Genomic DNA, 23,436 nt, shown 5'->3' on the forward strand with positions numbered 1-23,436 from the left:
GCCGCCGCGCTGCGCGCCAGGAAGACGAGGCCGACATGTACGCCTCCGCGGACCAGATCGCCGCGATCGCGCCGCCGAGAAGGTCCGCGGCGCGCGGGCCCAGCAGCAGTCCCAGGCCGCCGAAAGCGGCGGACACGAGACGGTCGGCGAGGCCCGACGCCTCGCGTTCATGACGGCGCGGTGGCATCAGATGCGATCGCCGCCGTCTTCGGCTTCGACCGCCGGGAGATCGTCGTCGTCCGCTTCCAGCGCGCCGGAACGCGCCTCGAGGCCCTTGGCGACGGCGATTTCCTCCGGGCTGAGCAGCTCGATGCGGTCACCGCCCTCCGGTCGCAGTTCGAGCCTCCGGAAGTACCAGACGCCCTCGAGCTTCACCGCCCGCACGTGCAGCGTGCCCGCGCCTTTCGGCCCGGTCAGCGGCAACGTGTAGTTCGCGTTGCCGCTGTCACCGCTGTCGTTGAACTGGCCCTGCAGCATCCAGCCGGCGGTGATCGGCGCGCCGAGCGCGGCGATCGCCGCCGGATGCTGCTGCGCGCGCTCGACCCCCTGGCCGTAGGCGCCCGAGCTCTTCATCACCCCGAGGATGCCGCCGAACAGCGCCGCGCAGCTGCCGATCGCCAGCAGGACGAGCAGCAGGCAGCCGCCGGGCGCGGCCCATTTCCAGTGGCGGCCCCACCAGCTGCGTTGCGGTCGGTCGTGCATGCTCGTTCCCCGGCGATGTCCCGCTGCCTAGGTTACTACCTCCCCAGCGGCGAGGAGGTACTTCGTACGAACTCGCCCACCCCTAAGTCACTTCAGCGCCTTGAAGCGCAGGCGGTGCGGCTTCGAGCCTTCCTCGCCGAGGCGGCGCTTCTTGTCCTCTTCGTACTCGCGGTAGTTGCCCTGGTAGAACTCGACGTGCGAGTCGCCCTCGAAGGCGAGGATGTGGGTGGCGATGCGGTCGAGGAACCAGCGGTCGTGCGAGATCACCAGCGCGCAGCCCGGGAATTCGAGCAGCGCGTCCTCGAGCGCGCGCAGCGTTTCGATGTCGAGGTCGTTCGAGGGTTCGTCGAGCAGCAGCACGTTGCCGCCCTGCAGCAGGGTCTTGGCCATGTGCAGGCGACCGCGCTCACCGCCCGACAGCGTGCCGACGAGCTTCTGCTGGTCGCTGCCCTTGAAGTTGAAGCGGCCGATGTAGGCGCGCGACTGGATCTCGACCTTGCCGATCGTGATGATGTCGCTGCCGCCGGACACCGCCTGCCAGACGTTCTTGTCGGCTTCCAGCGCGTCGCGGCTCTGGTCGACGTAGGCGATCTTCACCGTGTGGCCGATGATCACCTCGCCCTTGTCCGGCTTCTCGGCGCCGGTGATCATCTTGAACAGCGTCGACTTGCCGGCGCCGTTCGGGCCGATGATGCCGACGATCGCGCCGGGCGGGATCGTGATGTTCAGGTCGTCGATCAGCAGGCGGTCGCCGAAGCTCTTCGAGACGTTCTTGAATTCGATCACCTTGTCGCCGAGGCGCTCGCCCGGCGGGATGAAGATCTCGTTGGTCTCGTTGCGCTTCTGGTACTCGACCGACTGCAGGTCCTCGAGGCGCTGCAGGCGCGCCTTGCCCTTGCTGCGGCCGCCCTTGGCGTTCTGCCGGGCCCACTCGAGTTCCTTCTGCAGCGCCTTCTGGCGGCCCTTTTCCTGCGCCTCTTCCTGCTTCAGGCGCTCGGACTTCTGCTGCAGCCACTCGCTGTAGTTGCCCTTCCACGGAATGCCGCGGCCGCGGTCGAGTTCGAGGATCCACTCGGCGGCGTTGTCGAGGAAGTAGCGGTCGTGGGTGACCGCGACGACGGTACCCGGGTAGCGCTGCAGGAACTGCTCCAGCCACTCGACGGATTCGGCGTCGAGGTGGTTGGTCGGTTCGTCGAGCAGCAGCATGTCGGGCTTGCTCAGCAGCAGGCGGCACAGCGCGACGCGGCGCTTCTCGCCACCCGACAGCGGGCCGATCTTCGCGTCCCACGGCGGCAGGCGCAGCGCGTCGGCGGCGATTTCCAGCTGCAGCTCGAGGGTGGCGGCGTCGCCGGTGGCGAGGATCGCCTCGAGGCGCTGCTGCTCGGCGGCGAGCTTGTCGAAGTCGGCGTCCGGCTCGGCGTAGGCGGCGTAGACGGCGTCGAGCGCGGCCTGGGCGTTCAGCAGGTCGCCGACGCCTTCCTCGACCGCCTGGCGCACGGTGTGCTCGGGATTGAGCTTCGGCTCCTGCTCGAGGTAGCCGACCTTGATGCCCGGCTGCGGACGTGCCTCGCCGGTGAAGTCGGTATCGACGCCGGCCATGATCCGCAGCACGGTCGACTTGCCGGCGCCGTTGAGGCCGAGCAGGCCGATCTTCGCGCCCGGATAGAACGACAGCGAGATGTCCTTGATGATCTGGCGCTTCGGCGGCACCGTCTTGCTGACGCCGATCATGGTGTAGATGTACTGCGACATGCGTGCTCCCGGGGAAGCCGGCGGCGTCTGGCGCGGCCGGGCAGGGGTGGGATCGAAGGGCCCGCAATTATAGCGGCTTAACAACCGGGGTCAGATTCCCGGGTTAAGCGCGCTTAACCCGGGAATCTGACCCCGGTTGTTAAGTTCACCGCCGCCCCATCGTCCCTTCACGCAAACCGCCGACGCTGGTCCCGACCCCACCGGAGACCCGCGCATGCGCCTGGCCCTGAAACTCGCCCTCGTCGGCGTCCTGTTGCTGCTGCTGATGATCCCGCTGCTGATGCTCTACGGCCTGGTCGCCGAGCGGCAGCAGCGCGGCGCCGAGGTCGCCGCCGAGATCGCCCAGGCGACCGCCGGCAACCAGACCGTGGTCGGCCCGCTGCTGCTGGTCGAAGCCGAGCAGGTCACCGAGCCCAAGCGCCTGGTCACCCGCGACGGCGTGATCGGCGAGGAGCTCGAACAGGAGCGCACCACCGTCCAGTACCTGGTGAGCCCCGACACCCTGCACATTCACAACGACCTGCGCACCGAGCGCCGCGGCCGCAGCCTGTTCCAGGTGCTGCTCTACCACGACGCGATGCGCCTGCAGGGCCGCGTCACCCACACCGTGCCGGCCACGGAGTCCGGCACCACCCTGCGCCCGCAGCGCGCCTGGCTGGTGCTCGGCCTCGGCGACAACCGCGGCCTGCGCGGCCTGGATCTGAAGGTGAACGGCGCCGCCGCCAGCGCCGAGCCCGGCACCCGCGTCGAGTGGCTGAGCGCCGGCCTGCACGTGCCGGTGGACGTCGCCGCGCTCGACCGTCCGCTCGCCTTCGACTGGTCGCTGCAGCTCAGCGGCACCGGCTGGCTCGGCTGGCTGCCGGTGGCCGGCGAAACCACCGTCGAGACCCGCGGCGACTGGCCGCACCCGAGCTTCGATGGCCGCCACCTGCCGCAGGCGCCGGAGGTCCGCGAGGACGGCTTCACCGCCGCCTGGTCGGTGTCCCGCCTGTCGAGCCGGGTGCCGCAGGCGCTGACCCGCTGCAACGTCGCCGGCGGCCACTGCGCCGCCCTCGACGAAGCCGGCTTCGGCCTGCGCCTGGTCGAACCGGTCGACCGCTACCTGATGACCGACCGCGCGATGAAGTACGCCCTGCTGTTCCTGGTGCTGGTGTTCGGCGCCGTGTTCCTGGTCGAGGCGCTGGCGGCGCGGCCCGTGCACTTCGTCGCCTACGGCCTGACCGGGCTGGCGCTGGCGATGTTCTACCTGCTGCTGCTCTCGCTCAGCGAACACCTCGGCTTCGGCCCCGCCTACGCGATCGCCGCCACCGCCTGCGCCGGTCTGGTCGCCCATTACCTCGCCGGCGTGCTCGGCGGCGTCCGCCGCGGCGCCGCTTTCGGCCTCGGCCTGCTCGGGCTCTACGGGGTGCTCTTCCTGCTGCTGCGCTCCGAGGACTACGCGCTGCTGGTCGGCAGCCTCCTGCTCTTCGTCCTCCTCGCCACCGTCATGACCCTCACCCGCCGCCTCGACTGGGCGAACGTCGGCCTCCCCACGCCCCCCGCGTTCCGCGTTCCGGCGCCGGGCTTCGCTTCGCCGGCCGGCGAAGCGGCCGCGGGTCGTGGTCCGGACACGCCGTGAATCGTCCGTGTTGGCACCTCGCCGACCCACGGCGATACGTTGCTGCCTGACGGCCCGTAAAACGGCCGGTCTCCGGGGCGGTGGCCGCCGGCGCCGCCCGCCGACGAATCCCCAACGGCGCCCGCCGACACTGCCCCGGCGACCGCCCGGGCTACAATTCCGGCTTTCCGGTAGCCAGGAGCGGGCGATGTTCGGCAGGGAGATGCGGATCGAGGGGTACGACGAGGAACTGGCCCGGGCGATCGCCCAGGAACGCCAGCGGCAGGAAGACCACGTCGAACTGATCGCCTCGGAGAACTACGCCAGCCCGCGCGTGCTCGAGGCGCAGGGCACCGTGCTGACCAACAAGTACGCCGAGGGCTACCCGGGCAAGCGCTATTACGGCGGCTGCGAATACGTCGACATCGCCGAGCGCCTGGCGATCGAGCGCGCCAAGGAACTGTTCGGCGCCTGGTACGCCAACGTGCAGCCGCACAGCGGCTCGCAGGCCAATGCCGCGGTGTATCTCGCCCTGCTCAAGCCCGGCGACACCATCCTCGGCATGTCGCTGGCGCACGGCGGCCACCTGACGCACGGCGCCAAGGTCAACTTCAGCGGCAAGCTGTTCAACGCCGTGCAGTACGGCGTGAACGAGCACGGCCTGATCGACTACGACGAGGTGCAGCGGCTGGCGAACGAACACCACCCGAAGATGCTGGTCGCCGGTTTCAGCGCCTATTCGCAGGTGGTCGACTGGGAGCGGATGGCGGAGATCGCGGCGTCGGTCGGCGCGCTGTTCTTCGTCGACATGGCGCATGTCGCCGGCCTGGTCGCCGCCGGCGTGTATCCGAATCCGGTGCCGCACGCCGACGTCGTGACCTCGACCACCCACAAGACCCTGCGCGGCCCGCGCGGCGGCATCATCCTGGCGCGCCCGAACGAGGACATCGAGAAGAAGCTCAACTCGATGGTCTTCCCGGGCACCCAGGGCGGCCCGCTGATGCACGTGATCGCCGCCAAGGCCGTCGCCTTCAAGGAAGCGCTGGAGCCGGAGTTCAAGGCCTACCAGCAGCAGGTCGTGAAGAACGCGCAGGCGATGGCGAAGACGTTGATGGGCCGCGGCTACAAGGTGGTCAGCGGCGGCACCCGGAACCACCTGATGCTGATCGACCTGATCGGCCGCGACGTCACCGGCAAGGATGCGGAAGCCGCGCTCGGCGCCGCCCACATCACGGTGAACAAGAACTCGGTGCCGAACGACCCGCGCTCGCCCTTCGTCACCTCCGGCCTGCGCATCGGCACCCCGGCCGTCACCACGCGTGGTTACAAGGAGCCGGATTGCGTCGCGCTGGCCGAGTGGATCTGCGATGTGCTGGACGCGCCGACGGACGAGAACGTGATCGCGGGGGTGCGCGACAACGTGACGCGGCAGTGTCGGGCGTTCCCGGTCTACGGCTGACGCGCGACATGGCCATGGCGTTCGAGGAACGAGCAACGAGTAACGAGCAACGAGTGGAAGCGCGCGCGTTCGCGCGAGGAACGAGTGCGCCCTTCTCCCGCCCTCCGCGCGCAGCGCGGGCCTTCACTCGTTTCTCGTTCCTCGTTTCTCGTTTCTAGTTTCTGGCCGTATGCATTGCCCCTTCTGCCACCACGAAGACACCAAGGTCATCGACTCGCGCGTGTCGGAGGACGGCACGACGATCCGGCGGCGGCGGGAGTGCGAGCGCTGCGCGGAGCGGTTCAACACCTTCGAGACGGCCGAGCTGAAGATGCCGGCGATCGTGAAGAGCGACGGTCGCCGCGAGACCTTCGACGAGCGCAAGCTGCGCACCAGTTTCGAGCGTGCGCTGCAGAAGCGGCCGGTCGGCAGCGAGCAGATCGAGGACGCGGTGCGGGCGGTGATGCACGCGCTGCGCACCAGCGGCGAGCGCGAGCTGCCGAGCCTGCGCGTCGGCGAGTTCGTGATGGCGGAGCTGAAGAAGCTCGACCAGGTGGCTTACGTGCGCTTCGCCTCGGTGTACCGCAAGTTCGAGGACGTGCAGGCCTTCCGTGAGGAGATCGAACGCCTGGAACGCGACCTGCCCGGGCTCGAGGGCCTGCAGCTGCCGCTGCTCGACGAGGCCGCCGGCAGCCCGCGCCGGCGCTGAGGCGCCGTGATCGCCTTCCTCGCCGACCAGCCGCGGCACGTGGACACGCTCGCGCGCTGGCACCACGCGCAGTGGGGGGCGCTCTACACCGACTGGACGCTGGCGGACTGCGCCGCCGAGTTGCACGACCACGCGACCCGGCACACGCGGCCGACGACCCTCGTGGCGATCGATGACGCCGGCGGCCTGGCCGGCTCCGTCAGCCTCGTGGACGAGGACGCGCCCGAGCTCGCCGCCACCGGCGATGCCTGGCTGGCCAGCCTGTACGTGCGGCCGGAACGGCGCGGCGAAGGCCTCGGCGCGGCGCTGGTGCGGGCGCTGGTCGCGCATGCGGCCGCGCTCGGGATTCCGCGGCTGTGGCTGTTCACGCCGGAGCACGCGAACTTCTACGCGCGGCTCGGCTGGCAGCGGCTCGGGCCGTTCGCGCTGAACGGCACGCCGGTCGAGGTGATGAGCCTGGCGCTCGCGCCCGGTGCGGACGGGTAAGCTGATGCGCCCCGCAGGAAGCCTGTTCACCGTGATGGAGCCGGACCGCGATGCCGCCGCTTAACGGTGTACGTCCCAGATTCCCGTTCAGCGCGGTCGACCATGCGCACATGGCGCGGGCGCTGACGCTCGCCGCGCGCGGCGCCTACACGACCCGCCCGAATCCGGTCGTCGGCTGCGTGATCGCCGACGGCGCCCGCGTGGTCGGCGAGGGCTGGCACGCCCGCGCCGGCGAGCCGCATGCCGAGGCGAACGCGCTCGCCGAGGCCGGTGCCGCCGCCCGCGGCGCCACCGCCTACGTGACCCTCGAGCCCTGCGCCCACTTCGGGCGCACGCCGCCGTGCGCAGATGCCCTGGTCGCGGCCGGCGTCACCCGCGTCGTCGCGGCGGTACGCGACCCGTTCTACCAGGTGGCCGGGCAGGGCTTCGCGAAGTTGCAGGCCGCCGGCATCACCGTCGAATCCGGGCTGATGGAGGCGCAGGCGCGGGCACTCAATCGCGGCTTCTTCAGTCGCATCGAGCGCGGCCGGCCGTGGCTGCGGGTCAAGCTGGCGATGAGCCTGGACGGGCGCACGGCGCTGCACGACGGCGAATCGAAATGGATCAGCTCCGAGGCCTCGCGTGCCGACGTGATGCACTGGCGCGCGCGTGCCGGCGGCCTGCTGACCGGCATCGCCACGGTGCTCGCCGACGATCCGCGTCTCACGGTGCGGCTTCCCGACGACGTCGCCTTCGTGCCGCCGGTGCGCATCGTGCTCGACGAACGCGGGCGCCTGCCGCATGGCTGCCGGCTGCTGACCGACGGCGCCGCGCCGACGCTGGCCGTGCACGGCGACGACGTGGTGCCGGATTACTCCGACGAGCTGCCGGCGTTCTCGGTGCGCCGCCTCGACGGCGGCGGCCTCGACCTCGCCGCGGTGCTCGCGCAGCTGGCGCAGCGCGGCATCGGCGAGGTGCAGGTGGAGGCCGGCGCGACGCTGGCCGGCGCCTTCCTGCGCGCGGGCCTGGTCGACGAAGTGCTGCTCTACATCGCGCCGGTGCTGCTCGGCGAGCGCGGACGTCCGCTGTTCGCGGGCCTGGACCCGGCGACGATGGCGGAGCGGATCGGCCTGCGCATCGTCGAGACCGCCCACATCGGCCCCGACCTGCGCCTGCACCTCGTACCCGGGGACGTACCCCGTTAAGCGGGACGTACACCGTTAAGCGGTCCGCTTAACGGTGTACGTCCCGCTTAACGGGGTACGTCCCCAACGTGATCACGTCGAGCTGGTCGGGCACGCGGCTCCAGGCCCGCACTTCCCACCGGCAGCCGCGGCCGCCCGGCGGCAGGAACAGCGCGCCCGCATTCGTCCGCACCGCTGGCGCGACCGGCTCGCCATCGCAGCTCGCCGCGGTGCCGTGAGCGGCATCGCTCAGGAACAGCGGCGAATACACCGCCACCGCCTCGTCGCCGGCCGCATCGAAGGCCAGCACGCGCTCGACCTCGGCGCCCGGCGCGACCGCCGGGAAGGCATGGTCGTAGACCTCGGCCACCCGCACGCCGCTGGCCGGCGCGATCACGCGGCGTGGCTGCAGCGCCGCCGCGTCCGCCCAGCCGGCCTCGGCGAAACCGAGCACGTGCAGCGCATGCGGCGTCATCGCCGCCCAGTGGCGGGCGCCGGCGTCGTCGCCCATCAGCGCGAGATCGAGCCCGGGGCAGGGCAGGCGGAACATCAGCGCGTGGTAGTAGTCGACCAGCGCCGCCAGTTCGCCGTGCACGCGCAGGACGCCGGCATCGCACTGCGCCGCGGCGATCGCGTCGAGCGCATGCAGCGGCGTGCCCGCCAGCGCGGTCCCGGGCCGATCGACATGGCGCACGTCGCCGATCGCCTGCAGCGGCAGCACCAGATGTCCGGAGGTGGTCGCCGCGATCCAGCCGAACGAACCGGCGGCGCCGGCGACCAGTGCCGCCAGCAGCCCGAACGTCGCCGCGAAAAGCCCGCCGCGGCCACGCGCCGCCAGTGCCGCCAGCGGCGCCGCCAGCACGAACAGCAGCGGCGGCGACAGCACCACGGCCATGTACGAGGGCGTGCGCTCGCGCAGCAGCGCTACCAGCACGATCGCGACGATCGCCAGCAGCAGTGCCGGAATCGCGACCCGGCGCAGCCGCGGCGCCCCGCGCAACGTGGGCAGGCCCGCCGCCGCGATCCCGACGCAGACCAGCAGCGCGCACCCGGCGACCGCCGCGTAACCCGCCGGGAGCAGCGCCCGCAGCAGCGTCCACACCCCGCCGGTGACCGCCCACCCGAGCTGCGGCGGGGTCGTGGGCGGCCGGTCCGGCGGCGCCGTCCAGCGCGTTTCGATGCTCGCGAGCATCGGCCAGCCCTCGCGCCATTCGGCGACGAGCATCGGTGCCAGCGGCAGCAGCGCCAGCACGAGGCCGGACGCCAGCCACCCGATGTCGCCGCGCCAGCGCGTGCGCCTTCTCCAAAGCACCACTGCCGCCGGCAGCGCCAGCAGCATCGCCACCGGATGCGCCTGCCCGGCGAGCCCGGCGACACCGCCGAACAGTGCCCACTGCCGCCCGCCGCCGCCGCGCCACAGCGTCAGCAGCGGCAGCCAGGCGGCAAGCAGCAGCGTTTCCAGCACCACGGTGTGGGTCAGCTGCAGCTTGTGCATCAGGTCCCAGCCCGGCGCGAGCAGCAGCGCCGCCACCGCCAGTGCCAGCCACGGTCCGCCGAGGCGCGTGCCCAGGCGCCAGCCGAACACCAGCTTCAGCGTCGACAGCACCCCGACGAACACGCCCGTGCCGGCGAAACCGGCGCCGAGCGCCAGCGGCAGCGCCAGCAGCCAGAACCACAGCGGCCCGAGGTCGAAGGCCTCGTTGAGGGTCGGGCCGCGCAGCGGCAACGCCTCGCCGTGGGCGAGCGCGCCGGCATGGACGAGGTCGCGGATGAAGTCATTGTTCGGCACGTACCAGGCGAAGCACGCCACGTGCAGCAGCGCGACCGCGACCACCGCGACGACCAGCAGCCGCGGCGGTGCGGGCGGTTCCGCGGGCGCGGCCGTGCCCGGCACCGGCGTGTCGGCACGGTTCACCGCCCGCGACCCATCGGCAGCATCACGACATCGAACTGCTGCGGCCGCCGCGACGCGATTTCGAGCCGCCAGCGGCAGCCGCGGCCCGGCGGCGGCAGGAACAGTGCGCCGCTGTTGGTGCTGCTTGCCGGCACGACCGCATCGCCATCACAGGTCGCGCCGACGACGTGCCCGCCGTCGAACACGAACAGCGGCGCGTACGCGGCGACCGCTTCGTCCGCAGCGCCGTCGAACGCGAAGACGTGCGCGATCGCCTCGCCGTCCGCGAACGCACGATGCGGGTACGCCGGTCCTTCGACCAGCGGCACCGGCGCGTCGGCGGCGATGATCCGCACCGGCTGCAGCGCGAAGGCCGCATCCCAGCCGGCATCGGCGAAACCGAGCACGCGCAGCGTATGCGGCGTCGCCCCGGCCCAGTGCCGCGCGCGGCCGTCGTCGCCGCCGGACAGTTCGACCCGCAGCCGCGGGCAGCGCCACGCGAACGGCAGACTCTGGTAGAAGTCGACCAGGGCCGCGAGCTCGCCATGCACGCGCAGCACCGCGTCGGCCGCATCCGCGCCGCGCGCCCCGTCGCCGGACTGCGCGCAGGTCTGCGTCGCGAGACGCTCGAACCCGTTCATCGGCAGCAGCGCCAGCGGAACGCGCGGGGCATCGGCGCGGATGTCGTGGATGTTCGCCAGCGGCAACGCGGCATGGCCGCTGCGCATCGTCGCGATCACGCCGAGATTGCCGGCGATCGCCAGGCCCAGTGCCGCCGCCACCGCGGTCGCGCGTGCGCCGGCGGCCCAGCGCCAGCCCGTCCGCCACGCCGCCGCCAGCGGCAGCGCCAGCAGCAGCGCCTGCGCCGGTAGCAGCAGCGCCGCCATGTAGAAGGGCACCGTCGCCCGCACCGCGACCAGCAGCACCGCCGCGAGCAGCCACGCGGCGAACGCCGCACGCCAGGCCTGCGCGAGGGCGCCGTCGCGGTGCAGCGCCGGCAGCGTCGCCAGCGCCGGCGCGAACACCAGCACGAAGCCGCCCACCACCGCCGCGTGCGTCGTCGCCGGCAGGAAGTCGCGTACCGCCGCTGCGGCGCCGCCGGTCGAGGCGGCGAGCAACCCCAGTAGGCCCGGCAGCAAGCCGGGCCCCGCGGCCCTGCCCTCGGGCTGCGCCAGCCGCGCCAGCACCGGCCAGCCTTCGCGCATTTCCGCGACCAGCGCCGGCAGCCACGGCAGCAGCGCCACGAGCACGCCGGCGAGCAGCCAGGGCAGCTCGCCGCGCAGCCGCGAACGCCGCCGCCACAGCACCGCCGCGGCAGGGAACACCAGGAAGCCGGCGACCGGATGCGCCTGCACCGCCAGCCCGGCGAGCGCGCCGAAGCCGAGCCAGGCGCGCGCGCGGCCATCGCGGGCCAGCGTCAGCAGCGGCAGCAGCGCCGCGTACAGCAGCGTCTCCAGCACCGCCGTGTGGGTGAGCTGCAGCGCCGTCAGCAGGTTCCAGCCCGGCAGCAGCGCGAAGGCCGCCAGCGGCAGCGCCAGCGCACGCCCGCCGAGGCGCGCGCCGAGCCGCCACGCCAGCGCCACCTTCAGCGTCGCCAGCGCACCGACGAACACGGCGCTGCCGGCGAGCCCGGCGCCGATCCCGACCGGCAGCGCCAGCAGCCAGTACCACAGCGGGCCGAGATGGAAGCTGCTGCGCACGATCGGCCCGCGCAGCGGCCAGCCCTCGCCGCGCACGATCGCGTCCGCGGCGACCAGGTCGCGCGCCCAGTCGTTGCCCGGCACGAACCAGGCGAAGGCCGCGACCTGCAGCAGCGCCGCCACCACCAGCAGCACCTGCAGCAGGCGTTCGCCGGTCGTGGCTGCGGTGTTCGGCGATGGCGGGGCGGCGGCGGACATGGCCCGGCATGGTAACGGCCGCGACGCGCTTAGACTGGCGGCCCCGATCGAGCGACGACCCGCATGTTCACCGGCATCATCCAGTCCGTCGGCCGCCTGGCGGCCCGCGAGCACCGCGGCGGCGACCAGCGCCAGACCTATGCCTGGGGTGGCCTGGCGCATGACGACATCGCCCTCGGCGAATCGATCGCCGTCAACGGCTGCTGCCTCACCGTCGTCGCCTGGGACGACGAAGGCTGGTCAGCCGACCTCAGCAACGAGACCCTGGCGCTGACCACGCTCGGCGCGCTGCCGATCGGCGCTCCGGTCAACTTCGAACGCGCGCTGCGCGCCAGCGATCGCCTCGGCGGGCATCTGGTCGCCGGCCATGTCGACGCCGTCGGCCACGTCGCCGCGGTGCACGACGACGGCCGCTCGCAGCGCTGGCGTTTCCACGCGCCGGCGTCGCTGCTGCGCTACGTCGCGGTGAAGGGCTCGATCGCCGTCGACGGCGTCAGCCTCACCGTCAATGCCGTCGACGACGAAGGTTTCGAAGTGAACCTGGTGCCGCACACGATCGCGCATACGGCGTTCGTGGCGACGAAGGTGGGCGATGCGGTGAACCTCGAGGCCGACACCGTCGCGCGGTATGTCGAGCGGTTGCTGGCGGGCGCCGAGTCATGAAACGGCTCACCTGACGCTTCGGATGATCGACTTCCCATTCACCATCTCACGGGGAATTTCGGCGAAGCCATACCGTACGGGCACACCAGAGCAGCAAAGAAGCTTCAACGAGCTTCCAGATGCCTTACGCCTCAGCAATCCAGACCACTTGATGGAGTACATAGAGCGATGAGAAGACTTCTGGCGGCGCAGGCACTCTTGCTCATGACCGCTCTGGCCGGCTGCGTGTCTACCCCACGAGAGACAACAAGCGTTCCAACGTCGTATCGACTGCGCGTCGTGGACTTGCCTGAGAAGAGAACATTCGAGATCTCGCTCGTTTCGACGGAGAAGCGACCAATTTGCGTGTCGTCGGATCAGTGGCCGAACGCGGGAGGCTACGTCAGTATCGGCACGCGAGCGGTCCTGAATGGCGACAGGATTCGGCTGGTCGCGATGGATGCAGATTTCGGCTCGTGTGTCGGACCGTGCGAACCGCACCGGATCGAAGCGGGCGGTGAGCTCGCAGGCTCCATTTCTTATGACGCATTCGGTGATGCGGAGTTCGTGCGCAACATGGAACCTCGCGATCTCGTATTGGCAGTCAATCCATACTTCTGCCCGTAGCAGCTTGTTGAGTTTCGCCCACGTGCGACTTGCATTTGGGAGGTCGCGGAGACCGTGACGCCGGGGACGGTTGGCGCTGCGCGATTACGAGCCCTGAACCGCACCCCTGCGTTGCATCCATCCGGGCCGGTCCCCGGTCCCGGGTGGCCTAGAATTGGCGCCTGATTTCTCTGCCGGCTATCCGCATGCCCTTCGCCCCCGTCCCCGAACTGCTGGAAGAACTGCGCGCCGGCCGCATGGTCGTGATCGTCGACGACGAGGACCGCGAGAACGAGGGCGACCTGATCATGGCCGCCGAGCTGGTGAAGCCCTCGGACATCAATTTCATGGTGACGCACGCGCGCGGGCTGGTCTGCCTGTCGCTGACGCGCGAGCGCTGCCGCCAGCTCGGGCTGGGGCCGATGGTCCGCGACAACGCCTCGCCCTACCATACCAACTTCACCGTCTCGATCGAGGCGGCCGAGGGCGTCACCACCGGCATCAGCGCCTACGACCGCGCCCACACGATCCGCACCGCGGTGCGCCCCGACGCGAGCGCTGACGATCTGGTGATGCCCGGCCACATCTTCCCGCTGATGGCGCAGCCCGGCGGCGTGCTGACCCGCGCCGGCCACACCGAAGCCGCCGCCGACCTGGCGCGGCTCGCGGGGCTGGAACCGGCCGGTGTGCTGGTCGAGATCCTGAACCCCGACGGCTCGATGGCACGGCGGCCGGAGCTCGAGGCCTTCGCCCGCGAGCACGGGCTGAAGATCGGCTCGATCGAGGCACTGATCCGGCACCGCCTGGAGACCGAACACACCGTCGAGCGGATCGACGAGCGCGGCATCGACACCGCGCACGGCGGATTCCGCCTGCTGACCTACCGCGACCGCGTCAGCCGCGAGCTGCATTTCGCGCTGGTGCACGGCACGCCGCGCGCCGACACGCCGACGCTGGTGCGCGTGCACGTGCAGAACCCGCTGAGCGACGTGCTGCAGTGGCGGCGCGCCGATTTCGGCATCGGCGTGCACGAGGCGATGGCGGCGGTGGCCGCGGCCGGCGAGGGCGTGGTGGTGGTGCTGGCTGAACCGCACGGCGCCGACGAGCTGCTGGCGCGCATCACCGAGGCCGACGACGCGGCGGCGGCCTCCGGCAAGGGCCCGAAGGTGCGCGAATGGCGCCGCAACGGCGCCGGCGCGCAGATCCTGGCTGACGTCGGGCTCGGCAAGCTGCGCGTGCTCGGCACGCCGCGGCGGCAGGTCGGCCTGGCAGGCTTCGGACTCGAGGTCGTCGAGTACGTGCGCTGAGCCGAAAACCGGGCCGAAAACCCGGGTCGAAAACCGGGGTCGGAGTACATTCCCGGGTTCCAATGCCGCGGGTTCCGGTGCCGGAGTAGTTTTCCGGTTCACGTCCACGCCGAATTCCTACGCCGCGGCGAGCCCGTGGCGGAGGCGCCGCGCGCGGCGACGAGGCATCGTCGATCCAGGTTCACCGCGCACTGGATCGCCGCATGGACGCGCCGCTGTTCCGCCCGCAGGTGCTGGAAGCGAAAGCCGAAACCGGGCTCGGCACGATCGCGCTCGGGCAGCCGCTGTCGCGCTGGCTGCTCGCCGCGTTCGCGCTGCTGGCGACGGCGGCGGTCGTGGTTTTCCTCGCCACCGCCGACTACAGCCGCCGCACCCGCGTCGCCGGCCAGCTGGTGCCGCGCGACGGCCTCGCCAGCGCGGTGTCGCCGGTCGCCGGCACCGTGCTGTCGCTGCGCGTGCGCGAAGGCGACGCCGTGCGCGCCGGCGACGTGCTCGCGATCGTCGCCACCAGCCGGGTCACCCGCCGCGACGGCGACACCGCGCGCGTCGCCGAAACCGCCCTCGCCGAACGTCGCAGCGCGCTGGTCGCCGGTTACGCCGCGCAGCGCGCCCAGCTCGAGGCGCAGCGCGACGGCGTCACCGCCCAGCTGCAGGCGCTGGCACTCGAACTCGTCCAGGTCGACGCCGAACGCCTGACCCGCGCCCGCCAGCAGGAACTCGCCGAAGCGGCCCTCGACCGCTATCGCGAGCTGCACGCGCGCCGCTTCGTCACCGCGCTCGAGCTGCAGCAGCGCGAGGCCGCGGCGCTGGAACAGCGCGCGCTCGCACAGGCGGCCGCACGCCAGCACGCGGCGCTGCGCCGGCAGCAGTCGCAGCTCACGCAGGCGCGCGACGAGATGCCGGCGCGGCTGGCGGCCCTTGACGCGGCGCAGCAGCGCGAACTCGCGGCGCTGGCGCAGGAAGCCGCCGACACCGCCGCCCGCGCCGAGGCGGTGATCGTCGCCGCCGCCGACGGCAGCATCGCCACGCGCCTGGTGGAACCGGGACAGGCGGTGCTGGCCGGGCAGCCGCTGCTGGCGCTGCTGCCGGCCGATGCGACCCTCGAGGCGCATCTGGCGGTGCCGAGCCGCGCGGTCGGCTTCGTGGCCCCCGGCGACCGCGTGCTGCTGCGTTACGACGCCTTCCCGTACCAGAAGTTCGGCCAGCATCCGGGCACCGTGCTGCGCGTCTCGCGCAGTGCTTCGGTGGGCGAGGGCGGCGATGGCGAGCCGCTGTACCGGGTAGTGGTGGCGCCGGCGCGGGCCGAGGTCGTCGCCTTCGGCCGCGGCGAACCGCTGCGCCCCGGCATGCGACTCGAAGCCGACCTGCTCGGCGAGCGCCGGCGCCTCTGGGAATGGCTGCTCGAACCGCTGCAGGCGCTCGACGGTGCCGTGCGCGAGCACGGGCGGGGCTGACGTGGAAGCGATCCGGCAATCCGCGGTCGGCGAATGCGGCCTGGCCTGCCTGGCGATGGTCGCGGAACACCATGGCCACCGCATCGGCCTGCCGGCGCTGCGCCAGCGCTTCCCGCTGTCGCTGAAAGGCGCCTCGCTGGCGCGGCTGGTGGCGATCGCCGGCGCCCTCGGGCTGCAGGCGCGGGCGCTGCGGCTCGAGCCGGCGCAGCTGCGCGAGCTGAAGCTGCCATGCGTGCTGCACTGGAACCTCGACCATTACGTCGTGCTCGAGAAGGTCGGGCGGCGGGGGCTGCGCATCCTCGATCCGGCGCTCGGGCGCCGGCACGTGGATGCCGACGAAGTCGCGCGCCGCTTCACCGGCGTCGCGCTCGAACTCACGCCGGCCGCCGCCTTCGCGCCGCGCGCCGCGCCGCCGCCGCTGCGCCTGCGCCAGCTGCTCGGCCGCGTCGCCGGCGGCCTGCGCGCGCTCGGCCTGCTGCTGGCGCTGTCGCTGGCGCTGCAGGTGTTCGTTCTGCTGGCGCCGATGCAGCTGCAGTGGATCGTCGACCACGCCCTGGTCGCCGCCGACCGCGAACTGCTGGCGGTGATCGCGCTCGGTTTCGCGCTGCTGCTGGCGCTGCAGGTCGGCGTCGGCCTGTTGCGCGGCTGGACCCTGGTCGCGCTGGCGGCGGCGCTGGGCCGGCAGTGGACCGGCAACGTGCTCGCGCATGCGCTGCGGCTGCCGCTCGACTTCTTCCAGAAACGCCATCTCGGTGACGTCGTGTCGCGGCTCGGCGCGGTGCAGGCGATCCAGCGCACGCTCACCACCGGCTTCGTCGAGGCACTCGTGGACGGCGTGCTGGCCGTGGCGACGGCGACGATGATGCTGCTCTACAGCCCGAAACTCGCGGCGATAGGCTTCCTCGCCGTCGCGCTCTACCTGGCGGCGCGGATGACGGCCTTCCCGCACCTGCGCGAGGCCAACGAACGCCAGCTCGAGGCGGCGGCGAGCCAGCAGGGCCACCTGCTCGAATCGCTGCGCGGCATCCAGAGCCTGAAGGTCGCCGGCCAGGAGCCGGCACGCGCGGCGCAGTACCGCAGCCTGGTCGTCGACACCCTCAACCGCGAACTGCGGCTGGCGACCTTCGGGCTCGGCTTCTCCTCCGGCCAGCAGCTGCTGTTCGGCGGCGAACGCGTGCTGGTGATCTGGCTCGGCGCCGGCCTGGTGCTCGACGGCGGCTTCTCGGTCGGCATGCTGCTCGCGTACCTGGCGTGGAAGGACCAGTTCGCGGCGCGCACCGCGACCCTGGTCGACCGCCTGGTGGAACTGCGCATGCTGCGCCTGCACGGCGAGCGCCTGGCCGACATCGTGCTCGCGGAACCCGAGCACGACCCGGCGTCGGATTTCGAGCAGGCGCCGGCGTCGCTGCGCATCGAGGTGCGGGAGCTCGGCTTCCGCTACGCCGACGGCGAACCCTGGGTGCTGCGCGGCTGCAGCTTCCATGTCGACGAGGGCGAGACGGTGGCGATCGTCGGTGCCTCCGGTGGCGGCAAGACGACGCTGCTGAAGCTCGTGCTCGGCCTGCTGTCGCCGGAGGAGGGGCGGGTCCTGGTCGGCGGCCGCGACCTGCGCCGGCTGGGCGCCCGCAACTTCCGCGCCCAGGTCGGCGTGGTGATGCAGGACGACCAGCTGTTCGCCGGTTCGATCGCCGACAACATCGCCCTCGGCGACGACCGCGTCGACATGGTCCGGGTCGAGGCCGCTGCCCGCGCCGCCGCGGTGCACGACGAGATCGCGGCGATGCCGATGGGCTACCACAGCCTGATCGGCGACATGGGCAGCGCCCTCAGCGGCGGCCAGAAGCAGCGGGTGATCCTGGCGCGGGCGCTGTACCGGCAGCCGCGGCTGCTGGTGCTCGACGAGGCCACCAGCCACCTCGACGTCGGCAACGAGCAGCGGGTCAACGCGGCGATCCGGCAGCTGCGGATCGGCAAGCTGATCGTCGCCCACCGCCCGGAAACCATCGCCGCCGCCGACCGGGTGCTGGTGCTGCACGGCGGCCGGATCGTGCAGGAAGCCCGGCCCGGGCTGCCGCCGGGGCCGCCGGCCCGCGCCGCCCCGGAAGCCGCGAGCCCGGTCCCCACGGGGTAAACTTGCGGCCCCTTCGTCCCCGCCCACCCCGATGACCGACTACGCAGGCGATGTCCGCAGCCCCGACGGGGCCCGCTACGCCATCGTCGCCAGCCGCTGGAACCCGCGCATCGTCGACGCCCTCGTCGACGGCGCCCGCCGTGCCTTCGCCGGCAACGGCGTGGCTGCCGACGCCGTCGACCTGATCCGGGTGCCCGGCGCCTGGGAGCTGCCGATGGCGGCCGCGCACGCGGTCGACCGCGGCCAGTACGCCGGCATCGTCGCCCTCGGCTGCGTGGTCCGCGGCGACACCCGCCACTACGAACACGTCGCCGACGAATGCGCCCGCGGCCTGATGCGCGTCGCCCTGGACACCGGCGTGCCGGTCGCCAACGGCGTGCTCGCGGTCGAGCGCCACGAGGACGCCGTCGCCCGCGCCGGTGGCGCCCACGGCAACAAGGGCGAGGAATGCGCCCTGGCCATCGTCGAGATGGCGAACCTGATCGGAAAACTCGCATGAAGCACGCCCGCCCCGACGGCATCGACCCGCACGCCCGTTCCCGCGCCCGCCGCCGCGCCCTGCAGGCGATCTACGCCTGGCAGCTGTCCGGCGCCGCGATCGCCAAGGTCATCGAGCAGTTCCGCAGCGAGCAGGACATGGAAGTGGCCGACCTCGAGTATTTCGAGGACCTGGTGCGCGGCGTCGAGGCGAACCTCGGGGAACTGGACGCGAAGCTGGCCGGTTTCGTCGACCGCGACATCGCCCAGGTCGATCCGATCGAGCGCGCGGTGCTGCGCATCGCCGCCTACGAACTGCTGCACCGCCCCGACGTGCCCTACCGGGTGGTGATCAACGAGGCGATCGAAACCACCAAGCGCTTCGGCAGCGAGCACGGCCACACCTACGTCAACGGCGTGCTCGACCACGCCGCGGCGCAGTGGCGCGCCGCCGAGGCACAGGCCGCCCGCCAGCGCTGATGGCCGGCGAGTTCGCGCTGATCGACCGGATCCGCGCGCGCGCCCGCTCCCGCGCCGACGTCGTGCTCGGCATCGGCGACGATGCCGCCCTGCTGGCGGTACCGCCCGGCCAGCAGCTCGTCGTCACCACCGACACCCTCGTCGCCGGCGTGCACTGGCCGGACGGCACCGCCCCCGCCGACATCGGCTGGAAGGCGCTGGCGGTGAACCTCAGCGATCTCGCGGCGATGGCCGCCACGCCGGCCTGGGTGACGCTGGCGCTGACGCTGCCGTTCGCGAGCGCGGAGGAACGCAGCGCTTTCGTCGACGGTTTCCTCGACGGCTTCTGCGAGCTCGCCGACGAACACGACGTCGCGCTGGTCGGCGGCGACACGACGTCCGGCCCGCTGGCCGTCACCGTGACCGCGCACGGGCTGGTGGCGCCGGGCGCGGCGCTGCACCGCGACGCCGCCCGCCCCGGCGACGACGTGTGGGTCACCGGCACCCTCGGCGACGCCGCCGGCGCGCTGGCGCAGTGGCGGGCGCGCGGGCCGTTCTCGGCCAAGCTGCGCTACCGGCTGGACCGGCCGACGCCGCGCCTGGCGGTCGCCGCCGCGCTGCGCGGCCTCGCCCGCGCTGCGGTCGACGTCAGCGACGGCCTGCTCGCCGACCTCGGCCACGTGCTCGCCGCCAGCGGCGGCCTCGGCGCCGCGCTCGAGCTCGGCCGGCTGCCGACCTCGCGCACGCTCGCCGACCACTTCGCCGACGAGCGGGCGCGCTGGCCGCTGCAGCTTTCCGGCGGCGACGACTACGAACTGTGCTTCACCGCCGCGCCGGCCGACGCGCTGGCGATCGAGATGGCGCTCGACGCCGCCGGCTGCGGCGCCGCGGTGATCGGGCGGATCACCGCCGAGCCCGGTATCCGCCTGACCACGCCGGAGGGCGAGGCCTGGGTGCCCGGGGCCGCGGGATACGAACATTTCGGGCGGGCGTAGTTCGAATTCTTTGCCACGGATGAACACGGACGAGCCCGGATGAACACGGATAGAGCTTTCGGTTCGGAGCGCGACGCATGGCGCTGATGCCGACGGGGACGCGGCGGAAGCTGATGAGGCATCCGCTGGGCTGGATCGCCGCCGGGTTCGGGGCGGGGTTTTCGCCGTGGGCGCCGGGGACGGTCGGCAGTCTCGCGGCGCTCGTTCCGTGGTGGTTCCTGCTGCGCGACCTGTCGCTGCCGGTGTATCTGGCGGTGCTGGTGGCGACGTTCGTCCTCGGCTGCTGGGCGGCGCACTGGACGATCCGCAGGACCGGCATCGAGGACCCGTCGGTCGTCGTCTGGGACGAATACGTCGGCATGTGGATCGCGCTGATCCTGCTGCCCGCCGGCTGGCCCTGGGTGGTCGCGGCGTTCGCGCTGTTCCGGCTGTTCGACATCTGGAAGCCGTGGCCGGTGAGCTGGGCCGATTCGAAGCTGCACGGCGGCTTCGGCGCGATGCTCGACGACGCCTTCGCCGGCCTCTGGGCGCTGGCCCTGCTGCAACTCGGCGCCTGGCTCCTCTCCCGCTTCTCGTAGGAGCGGCTTCAGCCCCCCCGCTTCTTGTGGGAGCGGCTTCAGCCGCGATGAGCGAGAAACGAGGAACGAGAAACGAGGGACGAGGAACGAGGAACGAGGAACGAGTGAGGGCCCGCGCCGGGGCGCGGGCGCGCTTCGCGCGAGTGGGGAGGGATCGCGGCTGAAGCCGCTCCTACGCGCGTTCCGCGCGGCGTTGTAGGAAATCGCCGCGACCCCGCGAGCACCCCTTGATTCCGACCCGGGTAATCAGGGTCTGCTGACCCTGCCCGCAATACCGCGGGTGCACACCAGGGAGTGGTGTCATGCGTGAACTCACCCAGATGGAACTGGAGATGGTGGAGGGCGGCAATGCGGCGCTGGTGCCGGTGATCATCGGAATCATCGTGCTCGCCGGCGTGGCGGTGGCCGCGTACGCGGTGGCGAACGAATGCGACGTCAGCTTCGAGGTCGGCGTCGACGGCATGTCGTTCGAGATCGACTGCAGCGGCAACCCCGACCCCACCGCCACCTGCCCCGGCGGCTGAGCCGCCCTGGCGTCGGCTGCGTCCGCGCAGCCGGCGCCCACCGGAGGAAAGCCCATGCGTCGTCTTCTCCGACATCCTGAAACCGCCGGTCTGCTGCTCGGCCTGTCCGACGTGATTTTCCGCGCGCTCGCCGCGGCGACGTGGCCACCGTCCGGCGGCCGCCTGTTCGGACGCTTCTTCCTCGCAAACGTGCACCACCGTGTCGAGAAGCGCGCGTTTGGCCTCGACAGTCTCGAGTGGTTCGGCATCGCCGCGGTCGTGGTGGTACTGATGTACGGCGGCGTGCGCCTGTGCAGCCACGTCGCCCATCGCGATTACGCCGGCTACCGGCTCGCGCGCTTCGCGGTCGCGGCGATGGCTGGCGTGCTGATGCTGAACACCGCCGAGGCCCTGCTCACCGGCAAGGTCACCGACTGGTTCGGGCTGGTTCATGGCAACGGCGGAAAGGCGCTCAACCTGGGCGACCTCGTTGCCTGGACGGCCGCGGTACTGGTGCCGGGCGGAATCTTCGCCGGAGTGATCGGCTACCTGCGCGACCCCGCGAAGTACGTGCCTGGGGCTCAGCCTGGCTGATCGGCGAACAGCGCGGCCACACGCTCGCGCAGCGCCGGAATCACTTCCGCCTCGAACCACGGGTTGAGCTTGAACCAGCCCTGGTTGCGCGGACTCGGGTGCGGCAGGGGGAAAACCGGGGTGTCGGTGTACTCGCGCCACGCCATCACCGTGTCGGTAAGCGTCTTCTTCCGGCGCGCGCCGAGGTGGTGCGCCTGCGCCCAGCTTCCGATCGCCAGGACCAGCCGCACCTGCGGCAGCAGCGGCAGCAGCCGCGGATGCCAGGTGGCGGCGCATTCCGGTCGTGGTGGCAGGTCGCCACTGAGGCCGCGGCCGGGATAGCAGAAACCCATCGGCACGATCGCCACCCGCGACTCGTCGTAGAAGGTCGCCTTGTCGATGCGCAGCCACTCGCGCAGGCGCACGCCGCTGGCGTCGTCGAAGGGCACGCCGCTGCCGTGCACGAGCGCGCCCGGTGCCTGACCGGCGATCAGCAGGCGCGCGGTCGTGCTGGCGCGCAGCACCGGGCGCGGGCCGAGCGGCAGCGCGGCCTCGCACAGCCGGCAGGCCCGCGCTTCGGCGAGCAGTTGTTCCAGCGGTGAGCGGGAGCGTGGCTGGCTCATGCGTCGGGCAGCACCTTGCCGGGATTGAGGATGCCGTCCGGGTCGAAGTCGCGCTTGATCGCGCGCATCAGCGCCAGCGCGCCGGGGTCGAGCGAGCGGCCGAGCAGCTCGCGCTTGACCAGGCCGATGCCGTGTTCGCCGCTGACCAGGCCGTCGAGGGCGATGACGGCCGCGAACACGTCCTCGAGCGCCGCATCGGCACGCGCCGCCTGCGCGGTGTCCGCGGGATCGTAGAGGATGTTCACGTGCAGGTTGCCGTTGCCGGCGTGGCCGAACACGACGATCGGCAACGCATGCGTCGCCGCCGCCGCGCGCACCGCCGCGACGAGGTCGGGGATGCGCGACACCGGCACGACGACGTCCTCGTTGATCTTGCCCGCCGCGATCGTGCGCAGCGCCGGGCTCAGCGCCTTGCGCGCGGCCCAGAGCGCGGCGGCGTCGGCGGCGTCGGCGGCGGTGCGCACCTCGAGGCAGCCGGGGCCGTCGGCGGCGGCGGCGATCGCTGCGACCGCCGACGCCAGCACCGCCTCGTCGCCGTCGGCTTCGAGCATCAGCAGGGCGCCGGCGGCGGGCAGGCCCGTGGCGCCGCCGACTTCGCGCGCGAGGCGCACGCATTCGCCGTCCATGAACTCGAGCATCGACGGCGTCACCGGCTGCGCCATCAGCCGCGCGACCGCGGCGGCGGCTGCCTCGACATCGGCGAAGAGCGCACGCAGCACGCGGCGGGCCTTCGGTGCGGGGGTGAGGCGCAGGGTCGCCTCGACGATCAGCGCCAGCGTGCCTTCGCTGCCGATCAGCAGCCGCGACAGGTCGTAGCCGCTGGCGCCTTTCGTCGTCGCGGCGCCGAAGCGCACCAGCTCGCCGGTGCCGGTGACCGCGGCCAGCGCCAGCACGTTGTCGCGGGTGGCGCCGTACTTCACCGCGCGCGGACCGCCGGCGCCGCAGGCGAGGTTGCCACCGACGCTGCAGTAGCCGGCGCTGGTCGGATCCGGCGGCCAGAACAGGCCGTGCGGTGCCAGCGCCGCCTGCAGGTCGCCGTTGAGCAGGCCCGGCTGCACGACGGCGACGCGGTCGCCGGGGCGGATCGCCAGGATCCGGTCCATGCGCTCGAACGACACCACCAGCGCGCCGTCGCCCGGCACGCTGGCGCCGGTGGTGTTGGTGCCGCGGCCGCGCGCGACGATCGGCACCCGGTGGGTGCGACACGCGCGCACGATCGCCTGCACCTGCGCCGCGTCCGAAGGCAGCGCCACCGCCGCCGGTAGTCCCTGCCGCCGCGAGTTGTCGTAGCCGTAGCCGAGGCGCTCGCCCGGGTCGGTGAGAAGGCCGGACGGCCCGAGCGCGGCGACCAGTTCGGCGAGCAGGGGCGCGGGAAGCGAGGCGGGGTCGGGCGGGGGCATGGCGGGATTGTAGGCCGCGAGGGGGGAGGGATCGCGGCTGAAGCCTCCT

The 23,436-nt window shown here is 72.3% G+C and carries 22 protein-coding genes; 16 read left to right on the top strand and 6 right to left on the bottom strand.

Going from position 1 to position 23,436, the window contains the following annotated elements; translation table 11 throughout:
• Positions 1–186: 186 nt before the first annotated feature.
• Together K311_RS15530 and ettA are read right to left on the bottom strand one after the other, a co-directional pair.
• Entirely contained in the window at positions 187–702 is a 516-nt protein-coding gene (locus K311_RS15530) for a cytochrome c oxidase assembly factor Coa1 family protein (RefSeq protein ID WP_051239553.1), read from the bottom strand.
• A gap of 87 nt (positions 703–789) precedes the next feature.
• Positions 790–2,454: an energy-dependent translational throttle protein EttA gene (ettA, locus tag K311_RS0105540; RefSeq protein WP_026816492.1), complete on the bottom strand. Its 1,665-nt coding sequence runs from the start codon at positions 2,452–2,454 to the stop codon at positions 790–792.
• Positions 2,455–2,668: 214 nt separating this feature from the next.
• On the opposite strand from ettA, the gene creD reads away from it, so the two are divergent.
• From creD to ribD, 5 genes are all read left to right on the top strand, one after another.
• Positions 2,669–4,072 (top strand): cell envelope integrity protein CreD, encoded by a 1,404-nt coding sequence (creD, locus tag K311_RS15535; protein ID WP_051239555.1) that lies wholly within the window; start codon positions 2,669–2,671, stop codon positions 4,070–4,072.
• 187 nt (positions 4,073–4,259) lie between these two features.
• Entirely contained in the window at positions 4,260–5,510 is a 1,251-nt protein-coding gene (glyA, locus tag K311_RS0105550) for a serine hydroxymethyltransferase (protein ID WP_026816493.1), read from the top strand.
• Between the two features lie 169 nt (positions 5,511–5,679).
• Positions 5,680–6,198 carry a transcriptional regulator NrdR gene (gene nrdR / locus K311_RS0105555; protein WP_026816494.1) on the top strand — a complete coding sequence of 173 codons (519 nt, stop codon included), beginning with the start codon at positions 5,680–5,682 and terminating at the stop codon, positions 6,196–6,198.
• 6 nt (positions 6,199–6,204) lie between these two features.
• Positions 6,205–6,684 carry a GNAT family N-acetyltransferase gene (locus K311_RS0105560; RefSeq protein WP_026816495.1) on the top strand — a complete coding sequence of 160 codons (480 nt, stop codon included), beginning with the start codon at positions 6,205–6,207 and terminating at the stop codon, positions 6,682–6,684.
• Positions 6,685–6,734: 50 nt separating this feature from the next.
• Positions 6,735–7,868 carry a bifunctional diaminohydroxyphosphoribosylaminopyrimidine deaminase/5-amino-6-(5-phosphoribosylamino)uracil reductase RibD gene (gene ribD / locus K311_RS0105565; RefSeq protein WP_051239557.1) on the top strand — a complete coding sequence of 378 codons (1,134 nt, stop codon included), beginning with the start codon at positions 6,735–6,737 and terminating at the stop codon, positions 7,866–7,868.
• Positions 7,869–7,896: 28 nt separating this feature from the next.
• On the opposite strand, the gene K311_RS0105570 is transcribed toward ribD, so the two are convergent.
• Both K311_RS0105570 and K311_RS0105575 read right to left on the bottom strand, forming a co-directional pair.
• Positions 7,897–9,762: a glycosyltransferase family 39 protein gene (locus K311_RS0105570; RefSeq protein ID WP_026816497.1), complete on the bottom strand. Its 1,866-nt coding sequence runs from the start codon at positions 9,760–9,762 to the stop codon at positions 7,897–7,899.
• Positions 9,759–11,639 (bottom strand): glycosyltransferase family 39 protein, encoded by a 1,881-nt coding sequence (locus K311_RS0105575; RefSeq protein ID WP_026816498.1) that lies wholly within the window; start codon positions 11,637–11,639, stop codon positions 9,759–9,761. The genes K311_RS0105570 and K311_RS0105575 overlap by 4 nt, the downstream gene beginning before the upstream one ends.
• Positions 11,640–11,702: 63 nt before the next feature.
• Between K311_RS0105575 and K311_RS0105580 the strand changes: the two genes are divergently transcribed.
• The 11 genes from K311_RS0105580 to K311_RS0105625 all read left to right on the top strand — a co-directional run bounded on the left by K311_RS0105580 (position 11,703) and on the right by K311_RS0105625 (position 21,385).
• Positions 11,703–12,302 (top strand): riboflavin synthase, encoded by a 600-nt coding sequence (locus K311_RS0105580; RefSeq protein ID WP_026816499.1) that lies wholly within the window; start codon positions 11,703–11,705, stop codon positions 12,300–12,302.
• A gap of 279 nt (positions 12,303–12,581) precedes the next feature.
• Positions 12,582–12,908: a hypothetical protein gene (locus K311_RS18615; protein WP_161627298.1), complete on the top strand. Its 327-nt coding sequence runs from the start codon at positions 12,582–12,584 to the stop codon at positions 12,906–12,908.
• Between the two features lie 185 nt (positions 12,909–13,093).
• A complete protein-coding gene (gene ribB / locus K311_RS15540) occupies positions 13,094–14,194 on the top strand; it encodes a 3,4-dihydroxy-2-butanone-4-phosphate synthase (protein WP_043796985.1) in 1,101 nt (366 codons plus the stop codon).
• A 203-nt stretch (positions 14,195–14,397) separates the two neighbouring features.
• The gene (locus K311_RS0105590) at positions 14,398–15,648 is read left to right on the top strand and encodes an HlyD family secretion protein (RefSeq protein WP_026816500.1); all 1,251 of its coding nucleotides are present in this window, start codon (positions 14,398–14,400) and stop codon (positions 15,646–15,648) included.
• Position 15,649: 1 nt separating this feature from the next.
• Positions 15,650–17,779, top strand: coding sequence for a peptidase domain-containing ABC transporter (locus K311_RS15545; protein ID WP_051239558.1), 2,130 nt, complete (start codon positions 15,650–15,652; stop codon positions 17,777–17,779).
• 31 nt (positions 17,780–17,810) lie between these two features.
• Positions 17,811–18,278, top strand: coding sequence for a 6,7-dimethyl-8-ribityllumazine synthase (gene ribH / locus K311_RS0105600; RefSeq protein WP_026816501.1), 468 nt, complete (start codon positions 17,811–17,813; stop codon positions 18,276–18,278).
• Entirely contained in the window at positions 18,275–18,736 is a 462-nt protein-coding gene (gene nusB / locus K311_RS0105605; protein WP_026816502.1) for a transcription antitermination factor NusB, read from the top strand. Before ribH ends, nusB begins: the two co-directional genes overlap by 4 nt.
• Positions 18,736–19,710 carry a thiamine-phosphate kinase gene (gene thiL, locus K311_RS0105610; protein ID WP_043796984.1) on the top strand — a complete coding sequence of 325 codons (975 nt, stop codon included), beginning with the start codon at positions 18,736–18,738 and terminating at the stop codon, positions 19,708–19,710. Before nusB ends, thiL begins: the two co-directional genes overlap by 1 nt.
• A 113-nt stretch (positions 19,711–19,823) precedes the next feature.
• Positions 19,824–20,288 carry a phosphatidylglycerophosphatase A family protein gene (locus tag K311_RS0105615; protein WP_245570629.1) on the top strand — a complete coding sequence of 155 codons (465 nt, stop codon included), beginning with the start codon at positions 19,824–19,826 and terminating at the stop codon, positions 20,286–20,288.
• 302 nt (positions 20,289–20,590) lie between these two features.
• The gene (locus tag K311_RS0105620) at positions 20,591–20,812 is read left to right on the top strand and encodes a class IIb bacteriocin, lactobin A/cerein 7B family (RefSeq protein ID WP_026816505.1); all 222 of its coding nucleotides are present in this window, start codon (positions 20,591–20,593) and stop codon (positions 20,810–20,812) included.
• Between the two features lie 54 nt (positions 20,813–20,866).
• The gene (locus K311_RS0105625) at positions 20,867–21,385 is read left to right on the top strand and encodes a hypothetical protein (RefSeq protein ID WP_026816506.1); all 519 of its coding nucleotides are present in this window, start codon (positions 20,867–20,869) and stop codon (positions 21,383–21,385) included.
• Here K311_RS0105625 and K311_RS0105630 read toward each other — a convergent pair.
• Together K311_RS0105630 and K311_RS0105635 are read right to left on the bottom strand one after the other, a co-directional pair.
• Entirely contained in the window at positions 21,373–21,987 is a 615-nt protein-coding gene (locus K311_RS0105630) for a uracil-DNA glycosylase family protein (RefSeq protein WP_026816507.1), read from the bottom strand. The two genes, K311_RS0105625 and K311_RS0105630, sit on opposite strands and share 13 nt — an antisense overlap.
• A complete protein-coding gene (locus K311_RS0105635; RefSeq protein ID WP_051239562.1) occupies positions 21,984–23,387 on the bottom strand; it encodes an FAD-binding oxidoreductase in 1,404 nt (467 codons plus the stop codon). Before K311_RS0105635 ends, K311_RS0105630 begins: the two co-directional genes overlap by 4 nt.
• Positions 23,388–23,436 lie beyond the last annotated feature (49 nt).

This window comes from Arenimonas composti TR7-09 = DSM 18010, assembly GCF_000426365.1.
Lineage (GTDB): Bacteria > Pseudomonadota > Gammaproteobacteria > Xanthomonadales > Xanthomonadaceae > Arenimonas > Arenimonas composti.